Below are 26,901 nucleotides of genomic sequence, written 5' to 3'. Positions count from 1 at the left end.
CTAGAATCTATTTCTAGGAATCGGTTCTAGGTTGCGCATCGGGCCGTCCCGCCGTCAAGTCGTCCGGAGCGCTTTCTAGAATCTGTTCCACCGACGGCCGGACGGCGGCCGCCGACGGACGGGGGACCGATGGCCCGCAAGCCCGGCGGCAGGGGCGGATGGGAATGGAGCCGCACCGCGCAGACGCGCCGCACGATGCTCGAGGCGGCGCGCGAGGTGTTCTGCGCGCACGGCTTCGCCGACGCCGCGATCTCCGAGGTCGTCGAGCGCGCCGGCTCCAGCGTCGGCAGCCTCTACCACCACTTCGGCGGCAAGACCGAGCTGTTCCTCGCCCTGTGGGAGGAGCACGAGGGCGCGCACGAGAAGGCCGCCACCGCGAGCGTGGCCGAGGCCAAGAACGCCGGCGTCGACGACCCCGTCGGCCTGTTCATCACCGGTGCGCGGGCGTTCCTCGCCGGCTCCTGGGAGCGCCGCGACCTCGCCCGCCTGTTCATGGACGGCGACGGCCCGCCCGGCTTCGACCTGATGCGCCGCACCCGCCGCCGCGACTGGGTCCGGCAGAACGCGGTGCTGCTCGCGCTCGGCGGCGAGCCCATCGACCGCCTCACCGTCGCCGTCCTCACCACGGTCATCGGCGAGGCCGGCCGCGAGGTCGCCACCAGCGAGGACGAGGCCGAGGCCCAGGAGGTCATCGACGCCGCGATCGAGCTGATCCGCCGCTTCGACCGCGCCACCGCGACCCCCTGACCGCCGCCGGCCTCCGCCCGGCCCGCGTCGGAGGTGAGGAACCGGGCGAATTCCGGCCATTCTCGATCGCCTCGGCAAATGCTTTGGCTCCTTTTTGCGAGCCGCGTCGCCTGCCTTTATAGTCGCCGATGTCGATCGCCCGTGACGGGCGCAAAGCGCTGCCGGGCCGTGGGCTCGCGTGGAGATGAAGGCAGGAGATTCGTGCAGGTATTTCGTGGGGTCGCCGCGTGGCGGCGCAGGGCCGGAGCCGTCCTCGCCGCCGGGGCCATGACCACGACCGTGGCCGCCGCCCCGCCGGCGGCGCCGTCCGCCCCGGCGACGTCCCCGTCCGTCACGCACAAGCATTACGGGAATGCGGGAGACATTCCGAAATGCCGCCCGGGTTATGTCTGTGCGACCGTCGCCTATGGCGGGAAATACCATGTCTTCGACTTCTACCGGTACGGCACCTACGGTCTGAGTAACTGGCACGGTCGGGGCGGGCTCGCCAACGAGCAGGCCGGCGGCGCCGCGGCCAGGCTCTACGACCGGTCCGGCGCCGAGATCGAATGCGTGGCGGCGGGTACCGCGGCGGCCGGCGTGGACTGGGACCGCGCCGGGAAGATCAAGCTGACGACGGTCCGCTGCTGACTCCGGCCGCCGGGTCGCGCTGGGCCGCCGTGCCGTGCCGGGCCGCCGTGCCGCGGGCGGTCGGGTCGCGCTGGGCCGCGACGAGGCCCTCGCCCGCCTCCGTCCGGTAGTACAGGACCGAGCGGCCGGCACGGCGGCGGCGGACGAGCCGGGCGTCCAGAAGGATCTTGAGGTGCCGGCCGACGCTGCCGAGGCCGTGGCCGGTCAGGGCCACGAGCTGCGTGGTGCTCTTCGGGGTGTCCAGCAGGACGAGCACCGACGCGCGCACGGGACCGAGCAGCGCGCCGAGCGCGTCGGGCACCGGGGCGGCGTCCGCGCCGGCGAGGATGCCGGAGCACGCGTAGACGACCGCGTACCGGGACGACGCCCGATCCCAGGAGACCCAGGTCTGCCCCGGGGTGACCGGCACGAACATCAGCGGTTTCCCCGCCAGGTCGCGCGGCGGGTAGTCGGCGGTGTTGATCTGCAGCCGGTTCTCGCCGAGCCAGCGCATGCCGGGGCGCATGTCGTCCAGCGCCGCCGCCCAGCCGCCCTGGCTCAGGTGCGCGACGCGGGAGACGATGTCGGCCTCGATGATCCGGCGCCGCCGCGGCCAGTCGGGCAGGACCATCTCCCGCCAGATCCAGGTGAGCAGGTCGGCGGCGCGTTCGGGCAGGTCGTCGCGGTCGAGGGCGGGCGGGAGCGGGCCGTCGAGGGAGACGGCCAGGTCGGCGCGGGCGGCCTCGGGGGCCGTGCGCCGGATCCCCTCCAGCTCGGCCTCGAACGACGCCTCCGGCTCCCCGGACGGGGTCGGGACGATGAAGTCGGCGTTCCACCTCGGTACGAAGGCCGCTTGCACGAGCTGCGCCGTCACCGGGTCGGCGGCCGTCCGCGCGCGGTAGGCGGGCAGGCGGGCGTCCAGCCATGTGCGCTCGGCCGGATTCCCGGCCCTCTCCCAGCGCAGCGCCTTCAGGCAGGCGGTGGCCTCGGCGAGGGGCGAGACGACGAACCGGCTCCCCGCGAGCGTGTCCGCGTTGATCTCCCACCAGCCCAATGGTTTCGCCTCCCCGCGAAAGAGTAACGGGCCCGGCGGGATGCCCCGGAGACTCCGGTCATGCGCACCTACGGGGACCTGTTCCGCACGCCGGAGTTCACGCCGCTGTTCCTGACCTCGGCGGGACAGGTCGCGGCGCAGACGGTGAGCGGGCTGGCGCTCGGCACGCTCGTGTACTCCAGGACCGGTTCGCCGCTGCTGTCGTCGCTGGCGATGTTCGGGCCGATGCTCGCCCAGCTCGCGGGGGCGCTGACGGTGCTGTCGGCGGCCGACCGGCTTCCGCCGCGCGCGGCGCTCGCGGGCCTGTCGCTGCTGTTCGCCGCCGGCACCGCCGCGCAGGCCGTCCCGGGGCTGGCGGTGTGGGGCGTGTTCGCCCTCGTCCTCGCCCTCGGGGTGGTGAGCGCGGTGGGCGGCGGGGTGCGGTACGGGCTGCTGAACGAGATCCTCGACCGGGAGGGGTACCTGCTCGGCCGGTCGGTGCTCAACATGTCGGTCGGGCTGATGCAGATCATCGGGTTCGCGGCGGGCGGCGTCCTGGTCAACACGCTCTCCGCGCGCGGGACGCTGCTGACCGGTGCCGCCCTGTACCTCGCGGCGGCGGCCGTCGCCCGGTTCGGGTTGAGCGCGCGCGGGCCGCGCGCCACCGGACGCGCGACCGCGGGCGAGACGTGGCGCAACAACGTCCGGCTGTGGTCGTCGGGGCCGCGGCGGGCCGTCTACCTGGCGCTGTGGGTACCGAACGGGCTGATCGTCGGCTGCGAGTCGCTGTTCGTCCCGTACGCGCCGCGGCACGCGGGGCTGCTGTTCGCGGCCGGCGCGGTCGGCATGCTCGCCGGGGACACGCTCGCCGGGCGGTTCGTCCCGCCCGCCTGGCGCAAGCGCCTCGACGCGCCGATGCGGCTGCTGCTCGCCACCCCCTACCTGGTCTTCGCGCTGCGCCCGCCGCTGCCCGTCGCGGTGGCCGCGATCGTCGCGGCGAGCGTCGGGTACTGCGCGACCCTGCTGCTCCAGGACCGGCTGCTGCACCTCACCCCGGACGAGCTGAGCGGCCACGCCCTCGGCCTGCACTCGTCCGGGATGCTCGCCATGCAGGGGGTCGGCGCCGCGCTCGCGGGGGCGATCGCGCAGGCCACCTCGCCGGCGACGGGGATGGCGGTGATGGCGGCGGCGTCGGTCGCGGTCACCCTGTCGCTCGTGCCGGGGCTGCGGGTGCGCCCCGCGCCCGGCCCCGCGCCCGGACCCGCACCTGTGGGCGAGCGGGTTTAGCGGGCGGGCCCGGTGGCAGGCTGAGGGCATGCGTGCCGCCACCTACGACTCCTATGCCTCCGACAACTCCCGCCTCACCGCCGGCGAGGCGCCCGACCCCAAGCTCGGCCCGAGCGAGGTGCTGATCGAGGTCCGCGCGGCGGGCGTCAACCCGGTGGACTGGAAGGTGATGTCCGGCGGGCTCGACGCGATGATGGACGCGGTGTTCCCGGTGATCCCCGGCTGGGACGTCGCCGGGGTCGTCCGCGCGCTCGGCCCGGACACCCCGGAGTTCGCGCCGGGCGACGAGGTCATGGCCTACGCCCGCAAGAACGTCGTGCACGCCGGGACGTTCGCGCAGTACGTCGCGGTCCCGGCCGTGCACTGCGCGCGCAAGCCGGCCGCGCTCGGCTGGAGCGAGGCGGGCGGGCTGCCGCTCGCCGGGATGACCGCCCAGCGGTGCCTCGACCGGCTGGAGGCCGGCAAGGGCGACGTGCTGCTCGTGCACGCGGCGTCCGGGGGAGTGGGCAGCTTCGCGGTGCAGATCGGCGTCGACCGCGGCGCCCGCGTCATCGGCACCGCGTCCGAGTCCAACCACGACCACCTGCGCGAACTCGGGGCCGAACCGGTCTCCTACGGCGACGGGCTGGTGGAGCGGGTCCGCGAGCTCGCGCCGGACGGCGTCACGGCGGTCGCCGACTTCGTGGGCGGGCAGCTGGACGCGACGCTCGCCGTGCTCGCGCCGGGCGGGCGGCACGTGTCCGTCGCCGACAACAGCGTGGAGCAGCACGGCGGCCACTGGATCTGGGTGCGCCCCGACGGCGCGAAGCTCGCCGAGCTGGCCGCCATGGTCGAACGCGGCGCGCTGCGGGTTGACGTCGCCAGGACGTTCTCCCTCGACGACGTGGGCGCCGCCTTCGACGAGAGCCGGAGCGGCCACACGCGCGGGAAGCTCGTCATCACCCCGTAGGACCGGGCCGCCCGGCCAGGACCGGGCCGCCCGGCGGACGGCCCGGTCCGGGGTTCAGCAGCCGGAATCGGCGATGACGTAGTAGTTCGCGGACGTCTCCTTCAGCGTGTGCGTGACGAACACGTTGTAGAGGCCCATGTTCTGGTTGGAGCCGTTGGCGTAGGTGTAGCCGCCGCTCATGTGCGCCCGCCCGGCCACGACCTGCGCGTAGTTGCCGGCCGTGAAGCACTGCTGCGGGCCGCCCGGGTCACCGGGGTCGCCGGGATCACCCGGGTCGCCCGGGTCGGTGCCGTCCGAGCCGTCGAGTCCCCAGAACTTCGCCGTGTACGAGGTGGAGCAGATGGCGTCGAGGAAGTACGCGCCGGTGGTGCCGCACTGGTCGGTGCCCGAGCCGGGGTCGACGGCGAGGCCGTGGCCCATCCCGGAAATGGAGTACACCTCGACGGCCGGTTTCCCGTTCGCGTCGTTGTAGACGCTCTGCGTGGTGCCGCCGGGCAGGCTGTGCGTGCTCGACGGCGTCTGCGAAATGCCCCAGACGTTCGTCCACTGGTCGCGCAGTTCGGTGGCGTTCACCGGATAGACGGTGTAGTCGGCAGTGCCTTGCCAGATGGCGACGCGCGGCCACGGTCCGGTGTAGCCGGAGTGGCTGTTGCGGACCTTGTCGCCCCACTGCGCGGGTGTGAGATTCTGATTGTTCATCTGGCAGCCCGAGGCGGCGACGAGGCTGGTGGCGCACTGCGCGGGAAGGCCCGAGTCGATCGCGCCGCCGGCGAAGACGTCCGGGTAGGCGGCGAGCAGGTCGGCCGTCATTCCGCCGCCCGCCGAGAGCCCGGTGGCGAACACCCGGTGCGGATCCGAGCCGTGCTTCTGCTCGGCGTAGGAGACCATCTGGACGATCGACGCCGACTCGGTGCCGCCGCGCGCGTCCTTGGCGGGATCGAACCACTGGAAGCATTTCTGGATGTTGTTGGACGTGGTCGTCTGCGGGAACACGACCGCGAACTTCCACTGGTCGGCGAACTGCGGCCAGCCCGAATGGGAGTAGTAGTCGTCCGCGCTCTGGGTGCAGCCGTGCAGCGCCACCACGAGCGGGGCGCCGGACGGCAGCCCGGCCGGGACGTACTCGTACATCTGCAGGTTCCCGGGGTTGGATCCGAATCCGGTGACCTGCTGGTAGGTGCCGGTCGCGGCGTGCGCCGGCGCGGTGGTCGCGGCCGCGCCCAGCACGGCGGCGGGAAGGGTGAGGGCGGCGGCGGACGCGAGCCATTTCGCGAGGCGCCGCAGAATGCGCGGGGGTGGTCGGTACATGAGGGCTCTCCCGGATCGGTCGAACGGGGTGGGGATCGGGAAGGAGGGGCGCCCATCCGGCAGTCAAACCAATGCGGTGCCCTTTCGAAATGTGCGGGGCGCCCATGTCGCCCCGGGGCCGCTATGGTGCCGTTCCCCATGCGTCACGGGTGGTGATCGGGGAAGACCCTCCGTATGCGGTGGCGGTCGTGGGGCTGGTACGTCCTCGCCGTCATCGTCATGGCCGGTGTCACGGCCGACGTTCTGGCGGACGGCCCGCTCCGGCATCTCGACTGGACGGTCCACAGGTTCTGCGACGCCGATGTCCGGGGCGGGTGGATGTCGGTCGTCGGGGTTTTCACGCAGCTTGGGCAGCGCGGCGTCATCGTGAAATACGTCCTGGTCCCATTGGCGGTACTCGGGGTCATCCGGGCGCGTTCGCCGCGTCCCGCGCTGGTGCCGTTCGTGGTGGTGGGCCTGCTTTCGCTGCTCCAGTTGGGGTTGAAGTCGGTGATCCCGCGGACGTATCCGCACGGGAACACCGACGTTCTGTGGACGCACGGCGACGCTTATCCGTCCGGCCACACGCTGAACGGCTTCGTGCTCATCTGGGTCGCGGTCGAACTGCTCGTCATCGTCGTCCCGGCCCTCGGCCGGTGGCTGACGGCGCGCGTCCGGCGCGACGTCGCGCTGGTCACCGGGTTCCTGACCGGCGCGTCCCTCACCCTCGCCGACGAGCACTGGCTCACCGACGTGCTGTTCAGCCTGGCGCTCGGGCCGGTGCTGCTGACCGGGCTGGCGGCGGTGGACCCCTTCACCCGCCGGTCGTGGCCGGGGCAGCCGGCGCGCGCCGGCTAGCCGCGGATATAGCGGATGACCAGCTCGGCCAGCTCGTCGAGCATCCGCTCGCGGGGGATCGGCGGCCGGTCCAGCACGTACTTGATCGACAGCTCGCCGACGGTCTCGGCGAGGATCCACAGCGCGGCGTCCACGTCCAGGTCGTCGCGGAAGGCGTCCCGGTTCACCAGCAGGTACACGCGGACGAGGTCGGTCAGCCGCCGCTGCAGCGCGGCCAGCTTGTCGAACGGGCCGAGCCGCGGGATCTGCTCGACGATGATCCGCAGCAGGTCGGCGTGCTCCTCGAACAGCCGCATCTGCACGTCCAGCAGCGCGCGGCCGGCCTCCTGCCACGACGCGTGCATGGTCGACTCGATCTGAGCGCCGAGCCGGTCGGCGAGGTGGTCGGCGAACCGGTCGATGACGGTGATGACGATCGCGTCCTTGTTGGGGAAATACTGGTAGAGCGAGCCGTTGCTGATCCCGGCCGCCCTGGCGATGCGGTTGGTGGACGCGCCGTCGTAGCCGTGCTCGGACAGAACGCGAGTGGCGGCGTCCAGGATGCGCTCCACCATCTGCCGCGACCGGTCCTGGCGCGGCGTCCGGCGGGGCGAGAGCCCAGGTGAGCGGGGCATCGGCGGACCCTCCCGGAACGCGACTTGTAAGCGACTGCTTATTCGCGTTTCACTGTAATACGAGACGCATCGGGAGGCGAGACCATGACGATGACCGAGAACGCGGCTGCCGCGCGGGCAGCGGCCGCCGCGCCCGCGGCCCGGGTCGCCGCGCGCCCCGAGCCCGTCCCGTTCGAGCCCGGCTCGATCCTGTGGGACACCATGGGGCTCTACACCTCGGCGATCGCGGGCAACAGCGTGTTCATCCTGCAGACCATGCACCCGGCGATCGGCACCGTGGTCGACCGGCTGTCCAGCTTCCGCCGCGACCCGCTCGGCCGCGCCGCGCGCAGCTTCGCGTCCGTGCAGACCTGGGTGTACGGCGGGCGGACCGCGATCGAGGAGGGCAGGCGGCTCCGCGAGATGCACAAGCCGCTCAGCGCGGAGGACGAGGAGGGCACCAGCCACCACGCGCTGTCGGCCGAACCGTGGGCATGGGTGCACCTGACCGGCTTCTACGCCGCCGTCACCGCGTCCAAGTACTTCGCGCCCGAGCCGATGACCCCCGACGAGCAGCAGCAGGTGTTCGACGAGTTCCTCAACCTCGGCCGGATCCTCCAGGTCCCGGAGCGGATGCTGCCCGGCACCATCGAGGAGTACTGGGCGTACTTCGACGACATGGTGGAGAACACCCTCGTCCCGCACAAGGTCGCGCTGGAGGTCCTCGACCGGATGGACAAGCTCCCGCCCGGCGTCCCCGCGCCGCTGCGCCCGCTGGCGACGCCCCTGATCGCCGCCACCGGACGCCTCGGCCGCTTCATCTCCGTCGGGACGCTCCCGCCGGCCGCGCGCGAGAAGCTCGGCCTGTCGTGGAGCAAGGCCGACGAGCGGAGGCTGCGCGCCGTCGGGCAGGTCATCGGCCGCAGCACGCCGCTCCTGCCCGAGCGCCTCCGCTACATGCCGATCGCCTACCGCGCCCGCCAGGCCGCCCGCGCCCAGGAGAAGCTCCAGCAGGTCCTGGAGACGCGCCCGCTGTAGCGCGGAGCGTGTTACTCGGTGCGCAGGGCGGTCGCGGTGCGGGCCTTCGCGGCCCAGCCGGCCGGCAGCAGCGCGCCGAGCATCGCGATCACGATGCCGCCGAGCGCCAGCGGGACGACCAGCGGCACGTCGTAGACCGCCGTCATGTGCGGGGTCAGCCGGGTGCCCGCGGCGTCCCCCATCAGCGGCATGACCAGGTGGTGCAGGGCGATGCCCGCGGGCAGGCCGGCCAGGCCGCCGGCCGCGCCGAGAGCGGCGACCGAGGCGAGCACCATCGCGATGGTCTGCCGGGGCGACATCCCGATCGCCTTGCAGACGCCCAGGTCGTGCACGCGCTCGCGGGTGTCCAGGACGACCGCGTTGAGGACGCCGAGCCCCGCCACCGTGACCAGCAGCAGCGTGAGCAGCGCCGCCAGCGAGTCCAGGATGACGATCGTGCTGCTGGTGTCGTCGGCGGACGCCATCGCCTGCGCCCCGAGCGGCTGTAGCGCGCTGTTCAGCCCGCTGATGTAGGACGCCGTCGAGACCCCCGGCTTCAGCCGGACGAGGTACTCGTCGGCCGCGCCCTGGTTCTCGACTCCGGAGAACGAGGAGGCGGCGGCGTGCACGCGCATCCCGTCGTTCTCGAGGTCGAACGCCTCGCCCACGATCCGCAGCCGCACCGCGGTGCCCTGGCCCAGCACGGTGATCGTGTCGCCGACGCGGTGACCGGTCACGTCGAGGAAGTGCGTCGGCACCACGGCCTGACCGGGGCCGGTGATCCAGTGCCCCGCGATGATGTCGTACGCGGCCGCCCGTAGGTCGTCCTGGTAGAGGCGCATGTCGATCGCTCCCACGACGCCCGTCACGGTCGCCTGCGCGGTGCGCACTCCGTAGAACGACGCCGTGCCGGACTGGGCGGAGATCGCGGCCTTCACCTTCGCGCCGTCCATCGAAGGCGGCCCCTCCGCCGGTCCCTGCGCCGGTTCTTGCGCGGGTCCCTGTGCCGGTCCTTGTCCGGGCGGCGGGCCCTGTTGCTGCGGAGCGGGGTCTCCGCCCATCACGCTGACGGCGGCGGACGCGGCGGGGTCGCGGGCGGCGCCGATGGTGTTCAGCGACGCCGCCAGGCCGATCGCGAACGTCGCGGCGGCGGTTCCGAACATCACGGCCGCGAGCATTGACGCCGACCGGACGGGACGCGCGAACGGCGTCGCCAGCCCGAGCGTCACCGCGCGGTGCAGCGGCAGCCGCCCCGCGATCCGCTGCGCCCACCGGCCGCGGCCGGTGCTCGGCGCGCGGCCGACCGCGATCGCCTCGGCGCTCCGCAGCCGTCCCGCCCGCAGCGCCGGGACGAGGGCGGCGACCGCCACGACCAGCAGCGCGCCCGCCGCGACGGCGACGTCGACCCACCAGGCGACCGACAGGCCGGTCGTCCCGTACACCTGCTGCACGTCGCCGAGCAGCGGGTAGGCGATCAGGTTCCCGAGCACCACGCCCAGCAGGGTGCCGGCGCCGGCCGGGACGAGCGCCTGCGCGACGTACGCGCGGACGACCTCGGCGGGCGTGCAGCCGATGGCCTTCAGGATCCCGATCCGCCGCAGGTTCGCCCCGACCGTGCCGCCGACCACCCCGGCGACGACGATGACCGACATCCCCAGGCCGAGCGCGCCGAACGCCATGAGGAACGGCACGAATGTGGCCGCCTCGCGGTCGGCGACGTACTTGGCGTCCAGATACGACTGGGTACCGGCCAGCGCGCCCTTCGGCAGGGCCGCCGCCAGCTTCGAGCGGTCGGCGGCCAGCGCGGACTTCGCCGGCGACCCCGAGAACCGGTACAGCATCTGCGTCGTCGCGGGCGCCTTCGCCGTTCGGAGCGCGGCGAGCCCGGCCGGGGTCGTCCACGCGTCGGCGGAGCCGGTGACCGAGCGGGCCTGCCCGACGACCTTCAGGGTCCGCCCGCCCGGCGCGGTCAGCGTCGACCCGACGCCCACGTCGGGCGGGACCTGCACCGGCATCATGATCTCGTCCGGCCCGGACGGCCACCGGCCCGCCGTGATCTCCAGCCGGTCGACCGGGCCGCCGGAGGACGAACGCCCCGCCACGGTCAGCTCGGGCAGGGGGCCCCCGCCCCGCGCCGTGAGCGAGACCACCGCGACCGGGAACGGCCCGGCGCTCGCCGTGACGCCCGGCAGGTCGGCGGTCGCCGTGGCCTGCGCCGCGGTGGCCTTCCCGCCGTCGATCTGCGCGGTCAGGTGCGCGCCGTGCGCCCGCCCGAACGCGTGTTCGAACGGCGCCGATGACGCGACGACCAGCGACCCGGCGACGACCGCCGACGCCACCGACATCAGCGTGGCGAGCGCGACCACCAGCGTCTGGACGCGCCGCCGCCCCACGCCCGAGCGCACCACCCGGCCGAGCGCGCTCATCGCCGCACCCCCGCCCTGTCGTCGGCGGCGATCGCGCCGTCGACCAGCGTGACCGTCCGGCTCGCCAGCGACCGCGCGAGCGCCATGTCGTGCGTGACCAGCACGATCGTCTGCCCGCCCGCGTGCACCTCGGCGAGCAGCTCGCGCACCTCGTGGCCGGACGCGGTGTCCAGCGCGCCCGTCGGCTCGTCGGCCAGCAGCAGCGCCGGCCGGTTGACCAGCGCGCGCGCCACCGCGACGCGCTGCCGCTCACCGCCAGACAACCGCCCCGGGTACGCGCCCGCGTGCCGGCCGATGCCGAGCATCTCCAGCAGCTCGTCGGCGCGGCCCGCCGCCTTGCGGCGCGGCGTCCCCGCCAGCTGCGCGGGCAGCCGCACGTTGTCGGCGACGGTGAGGTCGTCCAGCAGGTTGAAGAACTGGAACACGAACCCGATCCGCTCCCGCCGGAACCGGGCGAGCGCCGCCTCCCCGAGCCGGTCGACGCGCCGCCCGTCCACCGTCACCGTCCCGGCGGACGGCCGGTCCAGCCCGGCGACCAGGTTCAGCAGCGTCGACTTGCCGCTGCCCGACGGCCCGACGACCGCCAGCGCCTCGCCCTCCTCCACGCCCAGCGACACCGGCCCGAGCGCCGGCACGGCCGCGCCGCCGTACTCCTTCGTCGCGCCGTCCAGCTCGATCACCTGTCCCATGAGGCTCCCGCCCTCCGCCTGCGGGCGGCACGCCGCCGCCCGGTCTCAGCGGACGTGAAGCTATGCGCGGCGGGCCGTCCGGGGCGTCCGCCGCCGCACCGACATCCGGTACGCCGCGCGGACGATCCCGCCGGGCGTCATCCTCGCGATGTACGCCGCACGGGCGAGGATCCCGCCCGCCCAGCCGATACCGGGCCGGCGCGGCGGGGGACACAATGTGGGGCATGCAGGTGGAGAGACCGCGCGACTGGCGCGGGGGGCTGCGCGGGCTCCTCCGGCCCGAGCCGGCGGAGGGACCGCCCTCGCGCCGCGCCCTCGCCAGGGACACGGCGTTCGCCCTCATCCTGACCGCGGTGGCGCTGCTCGTGGCGGCGAAGACGGGCGGCGACCACCCCCAGAGGATCGACTTCGGGCCGGACGGCCCGCCCGCCCCGCCCGCCCCTCCCGACGGCTTCGGCGAGAGGTCGGGCGGGGGCCACCCGTCCTGGAGCCTGACCGTCCTGTCGGTGCTGCCGCTGGCCTTCCGGCGCGTGTACCCGCTCAGCACGTTCTGGGCGGTGCTCCTGGCGGCCTGGGCGCTGCGCCACGGCCTGTCCTGGGTGTCGGTGCTGGCCTGCCTGATCGGAGGCTTCGGCGCGATCGCCTACAGCCGCTACCGGGTGCAGTCCGTCGCGAGCCTGGGCGCCGCCGCCGTCCTCGCCGGCGTCGTCTACCGGGGCACCTCGGTCTCGCTGCCGGACTGGTCGGCGCCGTTCTTCGTCCTGCTCGCCGCCGGCGTCCTGGCGATGGCGGTCCGGTCCTGGCGGCGCCGGCTCGCCGAGATCGAGCAGGAACAGGGCGAGGCGACCCGCCGCGCCGTCGAGGTGGAGCGCGCCCGGATCGCGGCGGAACTGCACGACGTGGTGACCCACAATGTGAGCGTGATGGTGATCCAGACCGGCGCGGCCCGCAAGGTGGTGGACGCCGACCCGGAGCTGTCGAAGAAGGCGCTGCTGGACGTCGAGGCCAGCGGGCGCGCCGCGATGGCGGAGCTGCGGCACGTCATGGGCCTGCTCGCGCCGTCCGGCGACGAGGCGGCCGGGGTGCCCGTCCCGCAGCCGGGCCTGGACCGGCTCGGCCCGCTCATCGACCGGGTCCGCGCCACCGGCCTGCGCGTCACCGCCGACCTCGATCCGCCGCCGGGGCCGCTGCCGCCCGGCGTCGACCTCACCGCCTACCGGGTCGTCCAGGAGGCGCTGACCAACGCGATGAAGCACGCGTCCGGCGCGTCCGCCGCGGTGGCGGTCCGGTGCGACGGCGACCGCCTGCGCATCGAGATCACCGACACCGGCGGCGCGCCCGGCGGCGGCGCGGCGGGCGCCCGGGCGGGCAACGGCCGCGGCCTGATCAACCTGCGCGAGCGGCTCGCGGTCTACGGCGGGACGCTGGAGTCCGGCCGCACCCTCGCCGGCGGGTTCCGCGTCGCCGCCACGATCCCCTGGAGGACGCCGTGACCGGGCCCGGCGCCGTCCCCGCGGACGGCGGCGCGGGCCTGCGGGTCGTGATCGCCGACGACCAGGCGCTCGTCCGCACCGGCTTCCGGATGATCCTCGCCGCCGACGGCATCGACGTCGTCGCCGAGGCCGCCGACGGAGCGGACGCGGTCGCCGCCGTCCGCCGCACATGCCCCGACGTGGTGCTGATGGACATCCGGATGCCGGAGACGAACGGGATCGAGGCGACCCGGCAGATCACCGCCGCCGGCGGCGGCACCCGCGTGCTCATCCTCACCACCTACGACCTGGACCACTACGTCTACGCGGCGCTCACCGCGGGCGCCAGCGGCTTCCTGCTCAAGGACGTGTCGCCCGAGCAGCTCACCGCGTCGGTCCGGCTCGTCCAGGCGGGGGACGCGCTGCTCGCGCCCGCCATCACCCGCCGCCTCATCGAGCGCTTCGCGCCCCGCGACGAGGCCCGCACCGCGGCCCGGCCCGCGGTGCACCGCGACCTGTCCCAGCTGACGCCGCGCGAGCTGGAGGTGCTCGGGCTGCTCGCCACCGGGCTGTCGAACGCCGAGCTCGCCGAGCGCCTCACGCTGAGCGCCGCGACCGTCAAGACGCACGTCGCGCGGATCCTGTCCAAGCTGAACCTGCGCGACCGCGTCCAGGCCGTCGTCCTCGCCTACGAGACCGGGCTGGTCTCGGCGGGCCGGGGACCGCTCGGAAGCGGCGATTCCGCCCCTTGATCACGCGTCCGCCGGGCGGCGTTCTCCCGGCCCGGTGAATTCACCGCGCGGGCGTTCACATGGCCGATCTTCTGGATTTCGGTGCGGCCGATGACGGCCTTCCGCAATTTCCCGGAAGATCGGCGGTTCTCATGGTCAGCACGGCCGTAGCGCCAGTTCGCTCGCCATCTGCGCCCAGGCGTCGAGCGCGTCGTAGGAAGTGTCGTAGCAGTGCGCGAGGTTGAACCCGGAAGCCGAGCGGACGGCGAGATGCGCGCGGCCGTCCGGCGGGCCCTCCAGCACGACGGCCGCCCGGGTGCTGTTGACCCGCATGTCCGCCAGATGGCCCCCGGCGTCCTGGATGGCCAGCGTGACCACGTCCCAGAACACCCGCTCGGCGGCGGCGTGGTCGACGAAGCTGCCGAGCCGCAGGATGCCGTTCGCGCTCACGCACAGCAGGGCGGGCACCGCGGTGCTGGTGAGCATGTACCGCCAGGTCCGCCATGTGTATTCCAGGTGGACGGCGTGCTCGGTGAAGTCGTCCTCGTCAATGTCGGTCATCGCGCGCTCTTCTGGACGATGCTCTCGGCATGGCGGCCCCGCGTGCCGAAGGGCACGGAGGTTGATGTGGTACGGGACGGTACCACGGTGCGGAACGCCCGCCTACCGTGCCGGAGAAGGGAAATTCGGCGGCGCGGGCGCCGTTCGGAAGATCAGTTCCGTGGGTCCGCAATACCGTCGTCGTAACGCGGGGGCCGAGCGCCGCCGGGCATGGGCGGCGGACCGTTCTCGGGCACCGGGCGGAACAGCGCGATGGTCGCCTCGACCGCGACCTCGGTGATGTCGCCGACGTCCGCGCCGTCCTCCACGAGGGTGGCGGTGAGCTCGCGGAGCCCGCCGATCAGCAGCAGCGCGAAGGGTCGGCTGACCGGACGGGTGCCGGCCCGCAGCATCCCGGCGTTGCCGGTCACGTCCTGCAGCAGCCGGAAGAGCGCGTCGACCGCCTCGCGCTGCATCCGCCGGGCCGTGCCGGCGCCGAGCGCCTGCAGTTCGCGGATCCAGCTCAGCGTGATCTCCGGCTCGGAGGCGACCATCTCGACGTACGCCTGGACGCCCTGGCGGATCTGCGTCTCCCACGGGGCGGCCGGGTCGATCGCCCCGGTGACGCGGCGGCGCAGGATCCGGTTGGTGACCTGGAGGAGCTCGACGAAGCAGGCGTCCTTGGTGGGGAACTCCGCATAGAAGGTGCGCCGGGACGTGCGGGCGTGGCGGACGATGTCGGAGACGGTGGTCTCGCGGAAGCCGCGCTCGCGGATCGAGTCGGCCAGCCCCGCCAGCAGGCGCCCGCGGAAGGACGCGGCGCTCCCGGCGTGCGCGGCATCGCCGGCGTGCGTGCCGTCGTCCCGGCCGGGCCGCCGCGCCCCGCCGAGGGACACTCCAGCGGATTCCACCGTTGGAAGCTATCCCATCGGGCCTCCCGGCGCCGGTGCCCCCCGTTCCATCCGGTTCGGCGGCGCCGGTCCCATTGACATCCGGGTGTTCCCGTCGCATGGTTTTGAAAGCTAATTCTAGAAACCAACTCTAGTTCAGTGCGCGCCGGAACGGGTGCCGGCCCGTCCGGGGCGGGAGGGAGCGAGCATGGCCGCGATCGCCGACGGACGGGTGGTCATCGTGACCGGGGCGGCCCGGGGGATCGGCCGCGAGCACGCGCTGGAGTTCGCCCGGCACGGCGCCCGCGTGGTGGTCAACGACCTCGGCGCGCAGGTGGACGGCACCGGCTCGTCCGACGGCCCGGCGGGCGAGGTCGTGGAGGAGATCCGCGCGATGGGCGGGGAGGCCGTCGCGGACGGCACCGACGCGTCCGACTTCGAGGGCGCCCGCCGGCTCGTCGCCTCGACCGTCGAGCGGTTCGGCGACCTGCACGTCCTGGTGAACAACGCTGGCATCCTCCGCGACCGGATGCTGGTCAACATGTCCGCCGAGGAATGGGACGCGGTCATCAACGTCCACCTTCGCGGCACGTTCGCGCCGCTGCGGCACGCCGCCGCGTACTGGCGGGAACGCCACAAGGCCGGGCACGAGGTGGACGCCCGCGTCATCAACACCAGTTCGTCGTCCGGAATCTACGGCAACGCCGGGCAGGGCAACTACGGTGCGGCCAAGGCCGGGATCGCCGCGCTGACCGTGATCGCGGCCCGCGAGCTGGGGCGCTACGGCGTCACGGTGAACGCGGTCGCGCCCGCCGCGCTGACCCGGATGACCGAGAACCTGGTGCCGGGGCGCGAGCGCCCGAGCGAGGGCTTCGACCCGGCGGACCCGTCCAACATCGCGCCGCTGGTGGTGTGGCTGGCGAGCCCGGGCGCGCGCGGGATCACCGGCCGGGTGTTCAACGTGCGGGGCGGGCGGATCAGCGTCGCGGAGGGCTGGCGGGCCGGCCCGGTGGTCGACAAGGGCGCCCGCTGGGACCCGCACGAACTGGACGACGTCATCCCCGCCCTGGTGGAGAAGGCCCGCCCGAACGTCATGCCGGACGGCGTCACCCCCGAACCCGGAGCATGATCGGACCGCCCCGCGCGTCCAGGTGACGGCACGCCCCGGACGGGGAAGAACATCCGGGCATCGCCGTTGCGGCAGGAAGGACGCGGATGACCCGGGAAGAACGGTACGGACCGCAGTTCGGCCCCGACATCACCTTCCTTGGCGTGCCGCGCTGCACCTGGTCCGACCCCGCGACCTACGCCGGCGCCGACGTGGTCGTCCTCGGCGCCCCGTTCGACGGCGGCACCTCGCACCGGCCCGGCACCCGGTTCGGGCCGCAGTACATCCGGCAGACCTGCTACCTGCCGCAGAACGGGTCGCGGCCGTCGCTGGCGCTGCGCGTGGACGGCCTGCGCGGCGACCTCGCCGTCCTCGACGCCGGGGACGTCGAGATGTACTCCGGCGACGCCGCGCGCTCCGTCCGCGACCTGGAGGAGGCGGTATACACCCTCACCAGGAACGGGGCGATCCCGCTGGTCCTCGGCGGCGACCACACCATCGCCTGGCCCGACGCCGCCGGGGTGGCGCGGCACCTCGGGCAGGGCCGCGTCTCGATGGTCCACTTCGACGCGCACGCCGACACCGGCGACGTCGAGTTCGGCTCGCTGGTCGGGCACGGGCAGCCGATGCGCCGGCTGATCGAGTCCGGGGCCGTCCGCGGCGACCGGTTCCTGCAGCTCGGCCTGCGCGGCTACTGGCCGGGCCCGGAGACGCTCGCCTGGATGGCCGCGCAGGGCATGCGCTCCTACGAGATGACCGAGATCGTCGCGCGCGGGCTGGACGCATGCCTCACCGAGGCGTTCGCGACCGCCACCGACGAATGCGACGGGGTCTTCCTGTCCGTCGACATCGACGTCTGCGACCCCGGCCACGCGCCCGGCACCGGCACGCCCGAGCCCGGCGGCCTCACCGCGCGCCAGCTCCTCGACGCGGTGCGGCGCGTCGCCTACGAGCTCCCGGTCGCCGGCGTCGACGTGGTCGAGGTGTCACCGCCCTACGACCACGCCGACATCACCTCGGCGCTGGCCAACCGCGTCGTCCTGGAGGCCCTTTCGGGCATCGCCCGCCGCCGCCGCGACGCCCGGGACGGCACCGCCTGGGACCCGCGGCGCCCGCTGCTGGACGGCCGCTGACCCGGATCAGGGCTTGCGGGCGACGCCGCAGAGCGTGGACGTGGCCGGCGTGTCGCCGAACGGATTCGGCTCGGGGCGCCATTTCTCGCAGGCCGTCACGCCGGGCTCGACCAGCTCCAGCCCGTCGAAATAGGCGGTGATCTGCCCGGGCGGGCGGAGCCGGTAGGGGACGGCGCCGGTGTCGTCGTACTGCTGCTGCGCCTCGTTGTGCGCCTCGTCGGTGTCGGTGTCGTCATAAAGGGCGAGGAAGCTGCCCGAGGAGAGGCCGCCCGCCAGCGTCCGGATGATGTGCAGGACGTCGTCGTAGGAGTCGATATGGCCGAGCACGCCCATGAGCATCACCGCGATCGGCCGGTCGAAGTCGAGTTTCTCCCGAGCCATGCGCAGGACCTGCTCCGGGTCACGCATATCGGCCTCGATGTAGCTCGTCTCGCCCTCGGGACGGCTCGTGAGCAGCGCGTGCGCGTGCGACAGGACGAGCGGGTCGTTGTCGACGTAGACGATGTGCGAATCCGGTGCGACGCGCTGAGCCACCTCGTGGGTGTTGTCGACGGTCGGCAGCCCCGTCCCGACGTCGAGGAACTGCCGGATTCCCTGCTCGCCCGCCAGGTAGCGGACGGCGCGGGCGAGGAAGTTGCGGCCGGCCCGCGCGATGTCCGCGATTCCCGGGTAGACCTGCAGGTACTGGTCGCCGGCCTCCCGGTCGACGGGATAGTTGTCCTTGCCTCCGAGCCAGTAGTTCCAGATACGCGCGGAATGCGGCACGGACGTGTCGATGATGCTGCCCGCCTCTTCGGCCACGGCACACTCCCCAATTCGCGGTCGGCCTTTCCCCGTAAAACTAGTCGCAATGGGCGGCGCTTGGGCGCCCCATTCGCCGCCGTGCCGAATCGATTTCGGCCGCCTTCGGCCGCGGCGGCGGTGCGCGCCGTTCCTCGGCTGGACCGGGGAACGGCGCGCGTCCGAGGGGTGCCGAGGTCAGGCCCGGGTGGCCTTGCGGGTCAGCCAGGTCTGCGACGGCCGGCAGGCCAGGAGCGTGCCGTCCGCCCGGCACCAGGTCTGGTAGCCGCCCGAGTAGAGCCGCTCTCCCAGCCAGTGGTAGCCGGTGCGCGGCTCGTCCCGGGGCGTGGCGGCGGTGAAGTTCGCCGCGTCATCGGTGCTGCCCGAGCCGTCGTAGCGCGCGACCTGCGGATAGGGGTAGACGGGACGGGTGCGGGTCACGGTGCCGTCCGCCACCTTGGACGCGACGATCCTTCCGGGGCGCCGGCCGCTCTCCGTCCAGGCCATCACGGGCGTGAGCACGTCGAAGGTGTCGGGCCCCTCGCCGCCGCCGCAGTGCGCGACGCCGGGGAAGAGGTAGAGCCGGGAGAAGTCGTCGACGCCCTTGCGGCCCATGGTCTTCTGCATGGCGTCGTAGTAGGCGAGCGTGCTCTGCGGGGAGATGTGCTGGTCGCTCCAGCCGTGCCACAGAAGCAGCTTTCCGCCGCCGCGCTGGAATCGGCTGAGGTCGGGGTCCATCGCCGAGAGGTAACTCGACGACTGCACGGTGTTCCAGAACGATTCGACGGTGAACTTGAGGTCGGACAGTTTCCAGTCGGGCTTGACCTGGTTGGTGTAGCCGAGATAGCGGGCGAAGGACTCCACGAAGTTCTGGCTGCCGACCGTCTGCCCCTGCTTGGACGGGATGAACAGCGTCCATTCGAGCTCGGAGCCCCATTCATGGGAGATCGCGGGCTCCAGCCGCGTGCCGTGCTCGTCGACGGCGCCGTCGTGCAGCCGCCGGACGACACCGGCCGCGGCCTTGCTCAGGCACGTCGACGGGTCCTGCCCGGACTTGCACAGCAGCGTGGCCGGGTCGAAGTTGCAGCGCCGCGGGTCGCCGATCAGGCCGTCCTTCAGGCTGTCGAGCCTGTCGCATGCCGACAGCACGGCCTGGTGGACGAGCGGGAGCTTGCCGGCGAGCAGGATGTAGTGCCCGTCGCCGTCGAGGTTGGTCAGGACGTTCCACGCGTGGTGGAAGGTGTTCTGGACGACCATGTCGTTCGCGGGCGCGCCTGCGGCGATGCCGTCGAAGTCGCCGGGGTAGCGCTGCGCCTCCATCAGCGCCTCGCGGCCGCCGTCGGAGCAGCCGTCGAAGTAGGAGTAGGCGGGGGAGCGGCCGTAGAACCGCTTGATGAGCGCCTTGGCCGCCTGCGAGGTCACGTGCACGCCCCGGTAGGCGAAGTCGATCTGCGCCTGCGGGTCGTTCGCGGCCCACGACCCGTCCGGTGAGCCCTGGTGGCCCATGTCGGTCGTGGCGCTGGCGATGGTGCCGCCCGCGACCGGCGCGCACGTCGCCGCCTGCGTGTAGTTGATGTTGGAGCTGCCGCACTCGCCGCCGCAGCCGGTCTGCAGGTAGCGCTGCGTCCAGCCGTGGACGGGCAGCCGCATGACGATGGTGTCCGCCGGGGCGATGGTGCCCCGGACGTCGCAGTACGGCGCGGGCGCGCCCGCGGTCGAGACCGTCGCGGACGTGATCGTGACGGGTGCGTCGGTGGCGCCGTCCAGGCGGAGGCCCGCCAGGTCGGCGCAGTCCATCGCCGGTTCGACGGCGGGCAGGTCGGCGAGCCCGTCCGCCGTGACGCGCTGCTGCCGGGGCTGCGCGGACGCGCCGCCGGTCCCGAGCGCCGACACCACGGCCGCCACGAGCACCGCGGCGACGAGCGGGCCGACGATCGGCCGGAGCCGGCCGCGCGCGCGTCTCAGGACGCACGCTCCGAACACCGTGCCCCGAGTGAAGAACCCATGCATGGAGTACCGCCTCCTCGGAAGGGCGGGCCCGCTGCCGGCGGGTGCCGCCCGGCCGGGTGAACCGCACGGCGGATGCTACAAAAATGTTGACAATCCAACAAGCAATCTGGAGTACAAGATCTGGACATAACGCCAGAGCGTGCGCATGCTGCCAGGGTGAGCGGCGCTGTCAGGCCACGTGCGACCGGAACCGGACGGTGAAAATCGTCGTCACTTTGGTTTTCAAATCGTTGACAATCTTGTCCGTTGCTCCTTAGCATCGCCGTCACGCCAGAGGGGACCCCACCCGACCGACGCCCAGGAGAAGCACTGTGAACAGAATCCGGGCGGCTCTGGCCGCCGCCTCCGTACTCCTCCTCGCAGCAGCGTGCGGCGGGGGCGGCGGTTCCTCCGACGCCTCCGACAAGGGCCCCGCGACCGTGAAGGTGAGCGTCATCCCGATCGTCGACGTCGCGCCCGTCTACCTCGGGGCCCAGCAGGGCTTCTTCGCCGAGCAGAAGCTGAAGCTCCAGTTCGAGACGGCCCAGGGCGGCGCGGCGATCGTGCCGGCCGTCGTCAGCGGCCAGGTCGACTTCGGGTTCAGCAACTACACCTCGCTCGTCCTCGCCCGGTCCAAGGGCCTGCCGCTCAAGGTCGTCGCGCCCGGCAACGCCTCGACCGGCGCCGACAAGAAGGACTTCGGCGGTGTGGTCGTCAAGTCCGGCAGTCCCATCAGGACGGCCAAGGACCTGGTCGGCAAGCGCGTCGCGGTCAACACCCTGAACAACATCAACGACACGACCGTCCGCGCCTCGATCCGCAAGGCCGGCGGCGACGCCAAGAACGTGAAGTTCACCGAGTTGGCCTTCCCCGACATGCTCGCCGCGCTCGACAAGGGGAACGTGGACGCGGTCCAGGTCGTCGAGCCGTTCCTCACCACCGCGCTGAAGAACGGCGGGCGGCTCGTCGCGTCCAACTACGTCGACACCGCCCCGAACCTGACCATCGCCGCCTACTTCACCTCGCAGAAGACCGCCGCGTCCAAGCCCGACCTGGTCAAGCGGTTCGCGGCGGCGATGCAGAAGTCGCTGCAGTACGCCGACCAGAACCCCGACGCGGTGCGCAAGATCCTCGGCACCTACACCAAGATCGACCCGTCGGTGGCGAGCGCGCTGACCCTGCCGAAGTTCCCGGCCCGGGTCGACCAGGCCGGACTCCAGACGCTGGAGAACCTCGCGGTGCAGGACGGGCTCATCAAGAAGGCCCCGGACGTCAAGGACCTGCTGCCGTGACGGCGGCGGTGACGGCGGACGCCGTGGGGGACGGCCGGGGCGGGCGCCGTCACCGCACCGTGCCCGGCTGGCTCCTCGGCCTCGCCGGCCTGGCCGGGCTGATGGCGCTGGCGGAGGTCGTGCCCCGCGCGGGGCTGGTGAAGAAGCGGTTCCTGCCGCCCTTCAGCGACATGCTCTCCGCGCTGGCCGACGAGGCCGGGACGGGCGCGTTCTGGCGCGCGCTGCTGGAGACGCTGCGCGGGTGGGCGATCGGGCTGGCGGTCGCGACGGCCGCGGGCGTGGTGCTGGGCATCGCGATCGGCGGCCTCCCGCTAGTGCGGGCGGCGATGTCGTCGACGATCGAGTTCCTGCGCCCGATCCCGTCGGTCGCGCTGATCCCGCTGGCCGTGCTGCTGTACGGCACCACGATGCGCTCCACCCTCCTGCTGGTCGTCTACGCCTCCTTCTGGCAGGTCCTCGTGCAGGTCCTCTACGGGGTGCGGGACGTTGACCCGGTGGCCCGCGAGACGGCCCGCTCGTACCGGTTCCGCCCGCTGACGCAGGTGCGCACCGTCCTGTGGCCGACGGCGCTGCCGTACGTCATGACCGGGTTCCGGCTCGCCGCCGCGGTCGCGCTGATCCTGGAGATCACCGGGGAGCTCGTCATCGGGTCGCCCGGGCTCGGCAAGCAGATCGCGGTCGCGCAGGGCTCCAACGCCGTCGCCTCGATGTACGCCCTGGTCATCGTGGTCGGCCTGATCGGAGTGGTGGTCAACGTGATCGTCCGGGCGGTCGAGCGCCGCGTGCTGCGCTGGCATCCCTCCGTCCGCCGGGAGGTGGTCTCGTGACGGTCCTGAACGCGGTGCGCAGGGTCCTGCTGCTGCTCGGCATGCCGGTCGTGCTGGTCGCCGCCTGGTGGCTGGTGACGGCGGGCAGCACCGATTTCTTCTGGCCGCCGCTCAGCACGATCCTCGGCACGTTCGACGACACCTGGTTCCACGGCCGGATCACCGGCGACGTGCTGCCCAGCCTCGGCCGGCTGCTCGCGGGCTACCTGCTGGCCCTGGTCCTGGGCGTGGGCCTCGGCGTCGCGATCGGCTCGGTCCGGGTGCTGCGGGCCCTGCTCGAACCGGTCCTGGAGTTCTTCCGGGCCATCCCGTCGCCGGTGCTCGTGCCGATCCTGATGCTGTTCGCCGGCATCGGGAACGGGATGAAGATCCTCGTCATCGTCTCCGGCTGCGTCTGGCCCGTCCTGCTCAACACGGTCGAGGGCGTCCGCGCGCTGGACGAGGTGCTGCGCGACACGGCCCGCTGCTACCGGATGCGCCCGCACTCGCGGCTCGTCCACCTGGTGCTGCGCGGCGCCAGCCCGCAGATCACCGCCGGCGCGCGGCAGGCGCTGTCCATCGGGATCATCCTCATGGTGATCAGCGAGATGTTCGCCGCGAGCAACGGCGTCGGCTTCACCATCATCCAGTTCCAGCGCGGCTTCTCGATCCCGCAGATGTGGAGCGGGATCATCCTGCTCGGGCTGATCGGCATCGCCCTGTCGGCCGCCTTCCACGTCGTGGAGACGCGGGTGCTGCGCTGGTACACCGGCCTGCGCCGGGCACAGCGGGAGGGCTAGAGATGACCACTGCACCGATCGGCGGGGCGCGGCGCCCGGACACCTCCGCGGCCCTGCTGGACGTCCGCCGGCTGAAGAAGGTCTACCAGGGCCGGGGACGCGCCGTCGAAGCCGTCCGGGACCTGACGTTCACCGTCGGCGCGGGCGAGCTGGTCTGCATCGTCGGGCCGTCCGGCGCGGGCAAGACCACCCTGCTGCGCTGCGTCGCGGGCCTGCTCGGCTGCACCTCCGGGGAGGTGGTGCTCGAAGGGGAGAGGGTGACGGGCCCGCCCGCCGGCATGGCCGTGGTCTTCCAGGAGTACGGGCGCAGCCTGTTCCCCTGGATGACCGTGCGGCAGAACGTCGAGCGCCCGCTGAAGGAGAAGCGGATCGCCAAGGCCGAACGGCGGCGGCTGGTGGACGAGGCGCTGGACGCCGTCGGCCTTTCCAAGGTCCACGACGCCCACCCGTGGCAGCTGTCGGGCGGCATGCAGCAGCGCGTCGCGATCGCCCGCGCGGTCGCCTACGAGCCGCACATCCTGCTGATGGACGAGCCGTTCGCCGCGGTCGACGCGCAGACCCGCGCCGACCTGGAGGACCTCGTCCGCGCCCTGTGGAAGCGCCTCGGGGTCACCGTCCTGTTCGTCACCCACGACATCGACGAGTCGGTCTACCTCGGGCAGCGCGTCATCGTCCTGTCGAACTCCCCGACGGTGGTCCTGGAGGAGGTCGCCGTCGACCTGCCGGACGAGCGCGACCAGCTCACCACCCGGTCGGACCCGCGCTTCGCCGAGCTGCGGACGCGCATCTACAAGCTCGTCCAGCAGGCCAAGGGCGGCCACCGGCCGGCGGAGTGAGGCCCGGCGCCGCCGCGCCCGCGGGCGATGATGCGCCCGGGAGGCGGGAAGGGCGGCGGGCTCTAGAATCGGTCGCCGGATCCCTCGACGATCCACGCGGCGACGCCCGGCGACGCGGCGGGCGCGCGCCCGGCGAAGGCCGCGAGTGAGGAAGCATGTCAGCGCACGAGCAGACCACGGATGCCCCCGGGGGCGGACGCCCGGACGTCGCCGGCGCGATCCGCGAGGCCATCGTCCGGGGCGACTTCGCCCCCAACCAGCGGCTGGTCGAGGCGGACCTGTCGGACATGTTCGGCGTCGGCCGCAGCAGCGTGCGCGCCGCGCTGTTCGAGTTGACCAACGAGGGCTTGGTCGAGCGCGTGCAGAACCGCGGCGCCCGGGTCCGCGCCGTGACCGTGGCGGAGGCGATCGAGATCTCCGAGATCCGCATGGTGGTCGAGGGGCTGTGCGCGGCCAAGGCCGCCGAGCGCGTCACCGACGCGGAGATCGCCGAGCTGCGCGGCCTCGGCGAGGCCATGCGCGGCGCGGTCGCGCAGGGCCACGTCCTGGAGTACTCCGAGCTGAACAAGGCGCTGCACCTGCGCATCGTCGAGATCAGCGGCCAGCGCACCGCCGCCGGGGTGCTGCGGCGGCTGCGCGCCCAGAACGTCCGGCACCAGTTCCAGCTGGCGCTGGTCCCCGGCCGTCCCAGCGTGTCGGTGGCCGAGCACCTGGCCATCATCGACGAGATCTGCGCCCGCGCCCCCGACGCGGCGGAACGCGCTGCCCGCCGCCACCTGCTCAGCGTGATCGACGCCCTCAAGAGCATCTGACCAGCCGCAATGTATGTTGAGGTGAGGGGCGGCCGATAGCGGTCCGGACGGCGACTTGGGGGAGGCGCCTTGGGCGGTGACCGGGCGCGCGGGGACGGCGGCCTGGCGCTGGAGGTGTTCGACCGGGCGCCGGTCGCGGTCGCCCTGATCACCGGGCCGGAGCACCGCCTCGCCTACACCAACGACGCCTTCCGCGAGATGTTCGGGGAGCGGCCGGTCGGGCAGCGGGTCCGCGAGGCGTTCCGCGACCTCGTGCAGCGCGGCTACTTCGGCCTCCTCGAACGCGTCCTGGAGACGGGGGAGCCGGTCACCCTCGCGGAGGCCCCGGTGAGCCTTTTCTTCCCCGACCGGGGGTACGAGGAGCGCTTCTTCTCCTTCAGCCTGTCCCGGGCGCCCGGGGAGGAGCCCGCGGTGCTGTCGGTGGCGGTGGACGTCACCGACCACGTCGCCGCGGTCCGGCGGGCCGGCGCCACCGCCGACGAGCAGCGCCGCGTCCTGCGCAGGTTCCAGAGCCTCATCCGGGTGAGCGCCGAGATCGTGTGGGTGACGAACACCGCGGGCGAGCCCGTCGAACCGAGCCCGGGCTGGGAGCGGGTGACCGGCCAGACCTGGGAGGGGTTCCGCGGGATGGGCTGGACGCGGGCGCTGCACCCCGACGACCGCGAGGCGGCCGTGCGGTCATGGAAGCGGGCGATCTCGCAGGCCCGCCCCTGGCGGTACGTCTACCGGCTGCGGACGGTCGGCGGCGACTACCGGCACTTCGAGGTCAACGCGGCGCCGGTGTACGAGGGCGGCGACGTGGTCGAATGGGTCGGGACCTGCGCCGACATCGAGCAGCGCTGGCGGCGGGACCGCCGCCGCCGGCTGCTCGACCGCACCGCCGCCGCGACCGCCGAGCACGCCGGGCCGCGGGAGATGCTCGGCGCGGTGGCGGACGTGATCGTGCCGGCGCTCGCCGACGGCTGCGGCGTGCACCTGCTGCCGGACTACGTCGACCGGCCCGACGGCGCCCCGCTGCTCACCGAGCGCGTCGCCACGGCCGCGCGGGAGGGCATGCCCCGGCAGCCTCCGTTCGGCCAGGAGTGGTACGCCGCCGACAGCGGGTTCACCCGGACCGTGCAGCGCGGCCGCCCGCTGCACCACACGTTCGCGCCGGGGAAGCCGCCCGCCGAGATGCTGCCCGAGGGCACCACCGCCTGGCTGGCCGCGTCCAACGCCAACAGCGTGGTGGTGATGCCGGTCGCCGTGGACGGGACGGTCGCGGCCGTGGTGACCGCCGCCGTCTGCGGGGACCGCGAGCCGCTCGGCCAGGACGACGTCGACCTGATGCGGCAGATGTTCGACCACGCCCACGACGCGCTGAGCAGCGCGATCGAGTACCAGCGCACCCAGCGGGTGGCGCTGGCCCTGCAGCACGGCCTGCTCGCCGAGCCGCCCGAGGTCCCCGGCCTGGAGATCGTCGCGCGGTACCGGGCCAGCCCCGCGACCGCCGAGGTGGGCGGCGACTGGTACGACTCGTTCGTCCTACCGGACGGCGCGATCGTGCTGGCCATCGGGGACGCGACCGGGCACGACCTGGCCGCGGCCGTGGCGATGAGCCAGCTCCGCAACATCCTGCGCGCCCTGATCGTCGACCGCCCGGAGCCGCCCGGGCGGATCCTGCGGCGGCTGAACATCGCGATGGAGACCCTGATCCCGGACGGCTCGGCGACCTGCGCGCTGGCCCGCGTCCAGGAGACCGGGCCGGGCGGGCTGCGGCTCGACTACGCGGCGGCCGGGCACCCGCCGCCGCTGCTGGTCGGCGCGGACGGCCGCTCCCGCCTGCTGGAGGAAGCCTCCAATCCCCTCCTCGGCCTGGGCCTGCTCTACGACGAGCCCTACGACAGCGCGGCCCTGGACCTCGAGCCCGGCTGCACGCTCCTGCTCTACACCGACGGCCTGATCGAGCGGCCCGGCGAGAACCTGAGCGAGGGCCTGAACCGGCTCTGCGAGAAGGCCGGGCTGCTCGCCCGCCGGCCGCTGCCGGCCTTCTGCGACGGTCTGCTCACCCATCTTCCGATCGCCGGCATCGACGACCTGGCCCTGATCGCCCTCCGCGTCCCGGACGCCGAGGTCCCGGCCCGTTCCTAGCCCGTCCCGGGCGGCCGGGCGGCGTTCGCCGGCCGAGGGGGCTTTGCACGATTCCCACAACTCCGGCGGCGCAGCATGCGATGTCAG

Annotated in this window: 25 protein-coding genes; 16 read left to right on the top strand and 9 right to left on the bottom strand. The window is 73.3% G+C overall.

The annotated features are described in order from the left end of the window. Positions 1-129 precede the first annotated feature (129 nt). On the top strand, positions 130-747 hold the full coding sequence (locus ABD296_RS04980; RefSeq protein WP_344261914.1) for a TetR/AcrR family transcriptional regulator: 618 nt from the start codon (positions 130-132) through the stop codon (positions 745-747). A 267-nt stretch (positions 748-1,014) separates the two neighbouring features. Further along, positions 1,015-1,377, top strand: coding sequence for a hypothetical protein (locus ABD296_RS04975; RefSeq protein WP_344261912.1), 363 nt, complete (start codon positions 1,015-1,017; stop codon positions 1,375-1,377). Here ABD296_RS04975 and ABD296_RS04970 read toward each other — a convergent pair. Beyond that, on the bottom strand, positions 1,352-2,410 hold the full coding sequence (locus ABD296_RS04970; RefSeq protein ID WP_344261910.1) for a transcriptional regulator: 1,059 nt from the start codon (positions 2,408-2,410) through the stop codon (positions 1,352-1,354). The two genes, ABD296_RS04975 and ABD296_RS04970, sit on opposite strands and share 26 nt — an antisense overlap. A gap of 60 nt (positions 2,411-2,470) precedes the next feature. Here ABD296_RS04970 and ABD296_RS04965 point away from each other — a divergent pair, with 60 nt between their 5' ends. Together ABD296_RS04965 and ABD296_RS04960 are read left to right on the top strand one after the other, a co-directional pair. Next, entirely contained in the window at positions 2,471-3,676 is a 1,206-nt protein-coding gene (locus ABD296_RS04965; RefSeq protein WP_344261908.1) for an MFS transporter, read from the top strand. A 28-nt stretch (positions 3,677-3,704) separates the two neighbouring features. Then, on the top strand, positions 3,705-4,625 hold the full coding sequence (locus tag ABD296_RS04960) for an NADP-dependent oxidoreductase (RefSeq protein WP_344261906.1): 921 nt from the start codon (positions 3,705-3,707) through the stop codon (positions 4,623-4,625). Positions 4,626-4,679: 54 nt separating this feature from the next. Here the strand turns inward: ABD296_RS04960 and ABD296_RS04955 are convergent, their stop codons facing one another. Beyond that, a complete protein-coding gene (locus ABD296_RS04955; protein WP_344261904.1) occupies positions 4,680-5,933 on the bottom strand; it encodes an extracellular catalytic domain type 1 short-chain-length polyhydroxyalkanoate depolymerase in 1,254 nt (417 codons plus the stop codon). A gap of 174 nt (positions 5,934-6,107) precedes the next feature. On the opposite strand from ABD296_RS04955, the gene ABD296_RS04950 reads away from it, so the two are divergent. Beyond that, positions 6,108-6,770, top strand: coding sequence for a phosphatase PAP2 family protein (locus tag ABD296_RS04950; RefSeq protein ID WP_344261902.1), 663 nt, complete (start codon positions 6,108-6,110; stop codon positions 6,768-6,770). Here ABD296_RS04950 and ABD296_RS04945 read toward each other — a convergent pair. Next, entirely contained in the window at positions 6,767-7,384 is a 618-nt protein-coding gene (locus ABD296_RS04945) for a TetR/AcrR family transcriptional regulator (protein ID WP_344261900.1), read from the bottom strand. The genes ABD296_RS04950 and ABD296_RS04945 overlap by 4 nt on opposite strands. A gap of 84 nt (positions 7,385-7,468) precedes the next feature. On the opposite strand from ABD296_RS04945, the gene ABD296_RS04940 reads away from it, so the two are divergent. Beyond that, complete coding sequence (locus ABD296_RS04940) at positions 7,469-8,401, top strand: oxygenase MpaB family protein (RefSeq protein ID WP_344261898.1); 933 nt, start codon at positions 7,469-7,471, stop codon at positions 8,399-8,401. An 11-nt stretch (positions 8,402-8,412) separates the two neighbouring features. Here ABD296_RS04940 and ABD296_RS04935 read toward each other — a convergent pair whose 3' ends face one another. Then, entirely contained in the window at positions 8,413-10,806 is a 2,394-nt protein-coding gene (locus tag ABD296_RS04935) for an ABC transporter permease (protein WP_344261896.1), read from the bottom strand. Further along, positions 10,803-11,495, bottom strand: coding sequence for an ABC transporter ATP-binding protein (locus ABD296_RS04930; protein WP_344261894.1), 693 nt, complete (start codon positions 11,493-11,495; stop codon positions 10,803-10,805). The genes ABD296_RS04935 and ABD296_RS04930 overlap by 4 nt, the downstream gene beginning before the upstream one ends. Before the next feature lie 224 nt (positions 11,496-11,719). Between ABD296_RS04930 and ABD296_RS04925 the strand changes: the two genes are divergently transcribed. Continuing rightward, a complete protein-coding gene (locus ABD296_RS04925; RefSeq protein WP_344261892.1) occupies positions 11,720-12,988 on the top strand; it encodes a sensor histidine kinase in 1,269 nt (422 codons plus the stop codon). After that, entirely contained in the window at positions 12,985-13,719 is a 735-nt protein-coding gene (locus ABD296_RS04920; protein WP_344261890.1) for a response regulator transcription factor, read from the top strand. Before ABD296_RS04925 ends, ABD296_RS04920 begins: the two co-directional genes overlap by 4 nt. A 135-nt stretch (positions 13,720-13,854) precedes the next feature. Here the strand turns inward: ABD296_RS04920 and ABD296_RS04915 are convergent, their stop codons facing one another. After that, the gene (locus ABD296_RS04915; protein ID WP_344261888.1) at positions 13,855-14,259 is read right to left on the bottom strand and encodes a hypothetical protein; all 405 of its coding nucleotides are present in this window, start codon (positions 14,257-14,259) and stop codon (positions 13,855-13,857) included. A 152-nt stretch (positions 14,260-14,411) separates the two neighbouring features. Beyond that, complete coding sequence (locus ABD296_RS04910; protein ID WP_344261886.1) at positions 14,412-15,149, bottom strand: TetR/AcrR family transcriptional regulator; 738 nt, start codon at positions 15,147-15,149, stop codon at positions 14,412-14,414. Between the two features lie 187 nt (positions 15,150-15,336). Here ABD296_RS04910 and ABD296_RS04905 point away from each other — a divergent pair, with 187 nt between their 5' ends. Both ABD296_RS04905 and speB read left to right on the top strand, forming a co-directional pair. Beyond that, positions 15,337-16,257 (top strand): SDR family oxidoreductase, encoded by a 921-nt coding sequence (locus ABD296_RS04905; protein WP_344261884.1) that lies wholly within the window; start codon positions 15,337-15,339, stop codon positions 16,255-16,257. 86 nt (positions 16,258-16,343) lie between these two features. Then, positions 16,344-17,369, top strand: a complete 1,026-nt coding sequence (speB, locus tag ABD296_RS04900) for an agmatinase (protein ID WP_344261881.1) — start codon at positions 16,344-16,346, stop codon at positions 17,367-17,369. A 6-nt stretch (positions 17,370-17,375) separates the two neighbouring features. On the opposite strand, the gene ABD296_RS04895 is transcribed toward speB, so the two are convergent. Together ABD296_RS04895 and ABD296_RS04890 are read right to left on the bottom strand one after the other, a co-directional pair. Next, positions 17,376-18,170, bottom strand: a complete 795-nt coding sequence (locus tag ABD296_RS04895; RefSeq protein WP_344261879.1) for an SAM-dependent methyltransferase — start codon at positions 18,168-18,170, stop codon at positions 17,376-17,378. A 177-nt stretch (positions 18,171-18,347) separates the two neighbouring features. Further along, positions 18,348-20,159, bottom strand: coding sequence for a tannase/feruloyl esterase family alpha/beta hydrolase (locus ABD296_RS04890; protein ID WP_344261877.1), 1,812 nt, complete (start codon positions 20,157-20,159; stop codon positions 18,348-18,350). Between the two features lie 311 nt (positions 20,160-20,470). Between ABD296_RS04890 and ABD296_RS04885 the strand changes: the two genes are divergently transcribed. The 6 genes from ABD296_RS04885 (at position 20,471) to ABD296_RS04860 (ending at position 26,814) form a co-directional block, all read left to right on the top strand. Further along, the gene (locus ABD296_RS04885; protein ID WP_344261875.1) at positions 20,471-21,430 is read left to right on the top strand and encodes an ABC transporter substrate-binding protein; all 960 of its coding nucleotides are present in this window, start codon (positions 20,471-20,473) and stop codon (positions 21,428-21,430) included. Next, the gene (locus tag ABD296_RS04880; RefSeq protein ID WP_344261873.1) at positions 21,427-22,257 is read left to right on the top strand and encodes an ABC transporter permease; all 831 of its coding nucleotides are present in this window, start codon (positions 21,427-21,429) and stop codon (positions 22,255-22,257) included. The genes ABD296_RS04885 and ABD296_RS04880 overlap by 4 nt, the downstream gene beginning before the upstream one ends. A 5-nt stretch (positions 22,258-22,262) precedes the next feature. Next, positions 22,263-23,036, top strand: a complete 774-nt coding sequence (locus ABD296_RS04875; RefSeq protein ID WP_407061441.1) for an ABC transporter permease — start codon at positions 22,263-22,265, stop codon at positions 23,034-23,036. A gap of 2 nt (positions 23,037-23,038) precedes the next feature. Further along, positions 23,039-23,872: an ABC transporter ATP-binding protein gene (locus tag ABD296_RS04870; protein WP_344261869.1), complete on the top strand. Its 834-nt coding sequence runs from the start codon at positions 23,039-23,041 to the stop codon at positions 23,870-23,872. Positions 23,873-24,027: 155 nt separating this feature from the next. Continuing rightward, positions 24,028-24,684 (top strand): GntR family transcriptional regulator, encoded by a 657-nt coding sequence (locus tag ABD296_RS04865; RefSeq protein ID WP_344261867.1) that lies wholly within the window; start codon positions 24,028-24,030, stop codon positions 24,682-24,684. A gap of 69 nt (positions 24,685-24,753) precedes the next feature. Next, positions 24,754-26,814, top strand: coding sequence for a SpoIIE family protein phosphatase (locus ABD296_RS04860; protein ID WP_344261865.1), 2,061 nt, complete (start codon positions 24,754-24,756; stop codon positions 26,812-26,814). Positions 26,815-26,901: the final 87 nt, after the last annotated feature.

Source organism: Actinomadura napierensis (assembly GCF_039529375.1).
GTDB lineage: Bacteria > Actinomycetota > Actinomycetes > Streptosporangiales > Streptosporangiaceae > Spirillospora > Spirillospora napierensis.
This window is presented reverse-complemented; position numbering and strand designations above follow the sequence as displayed.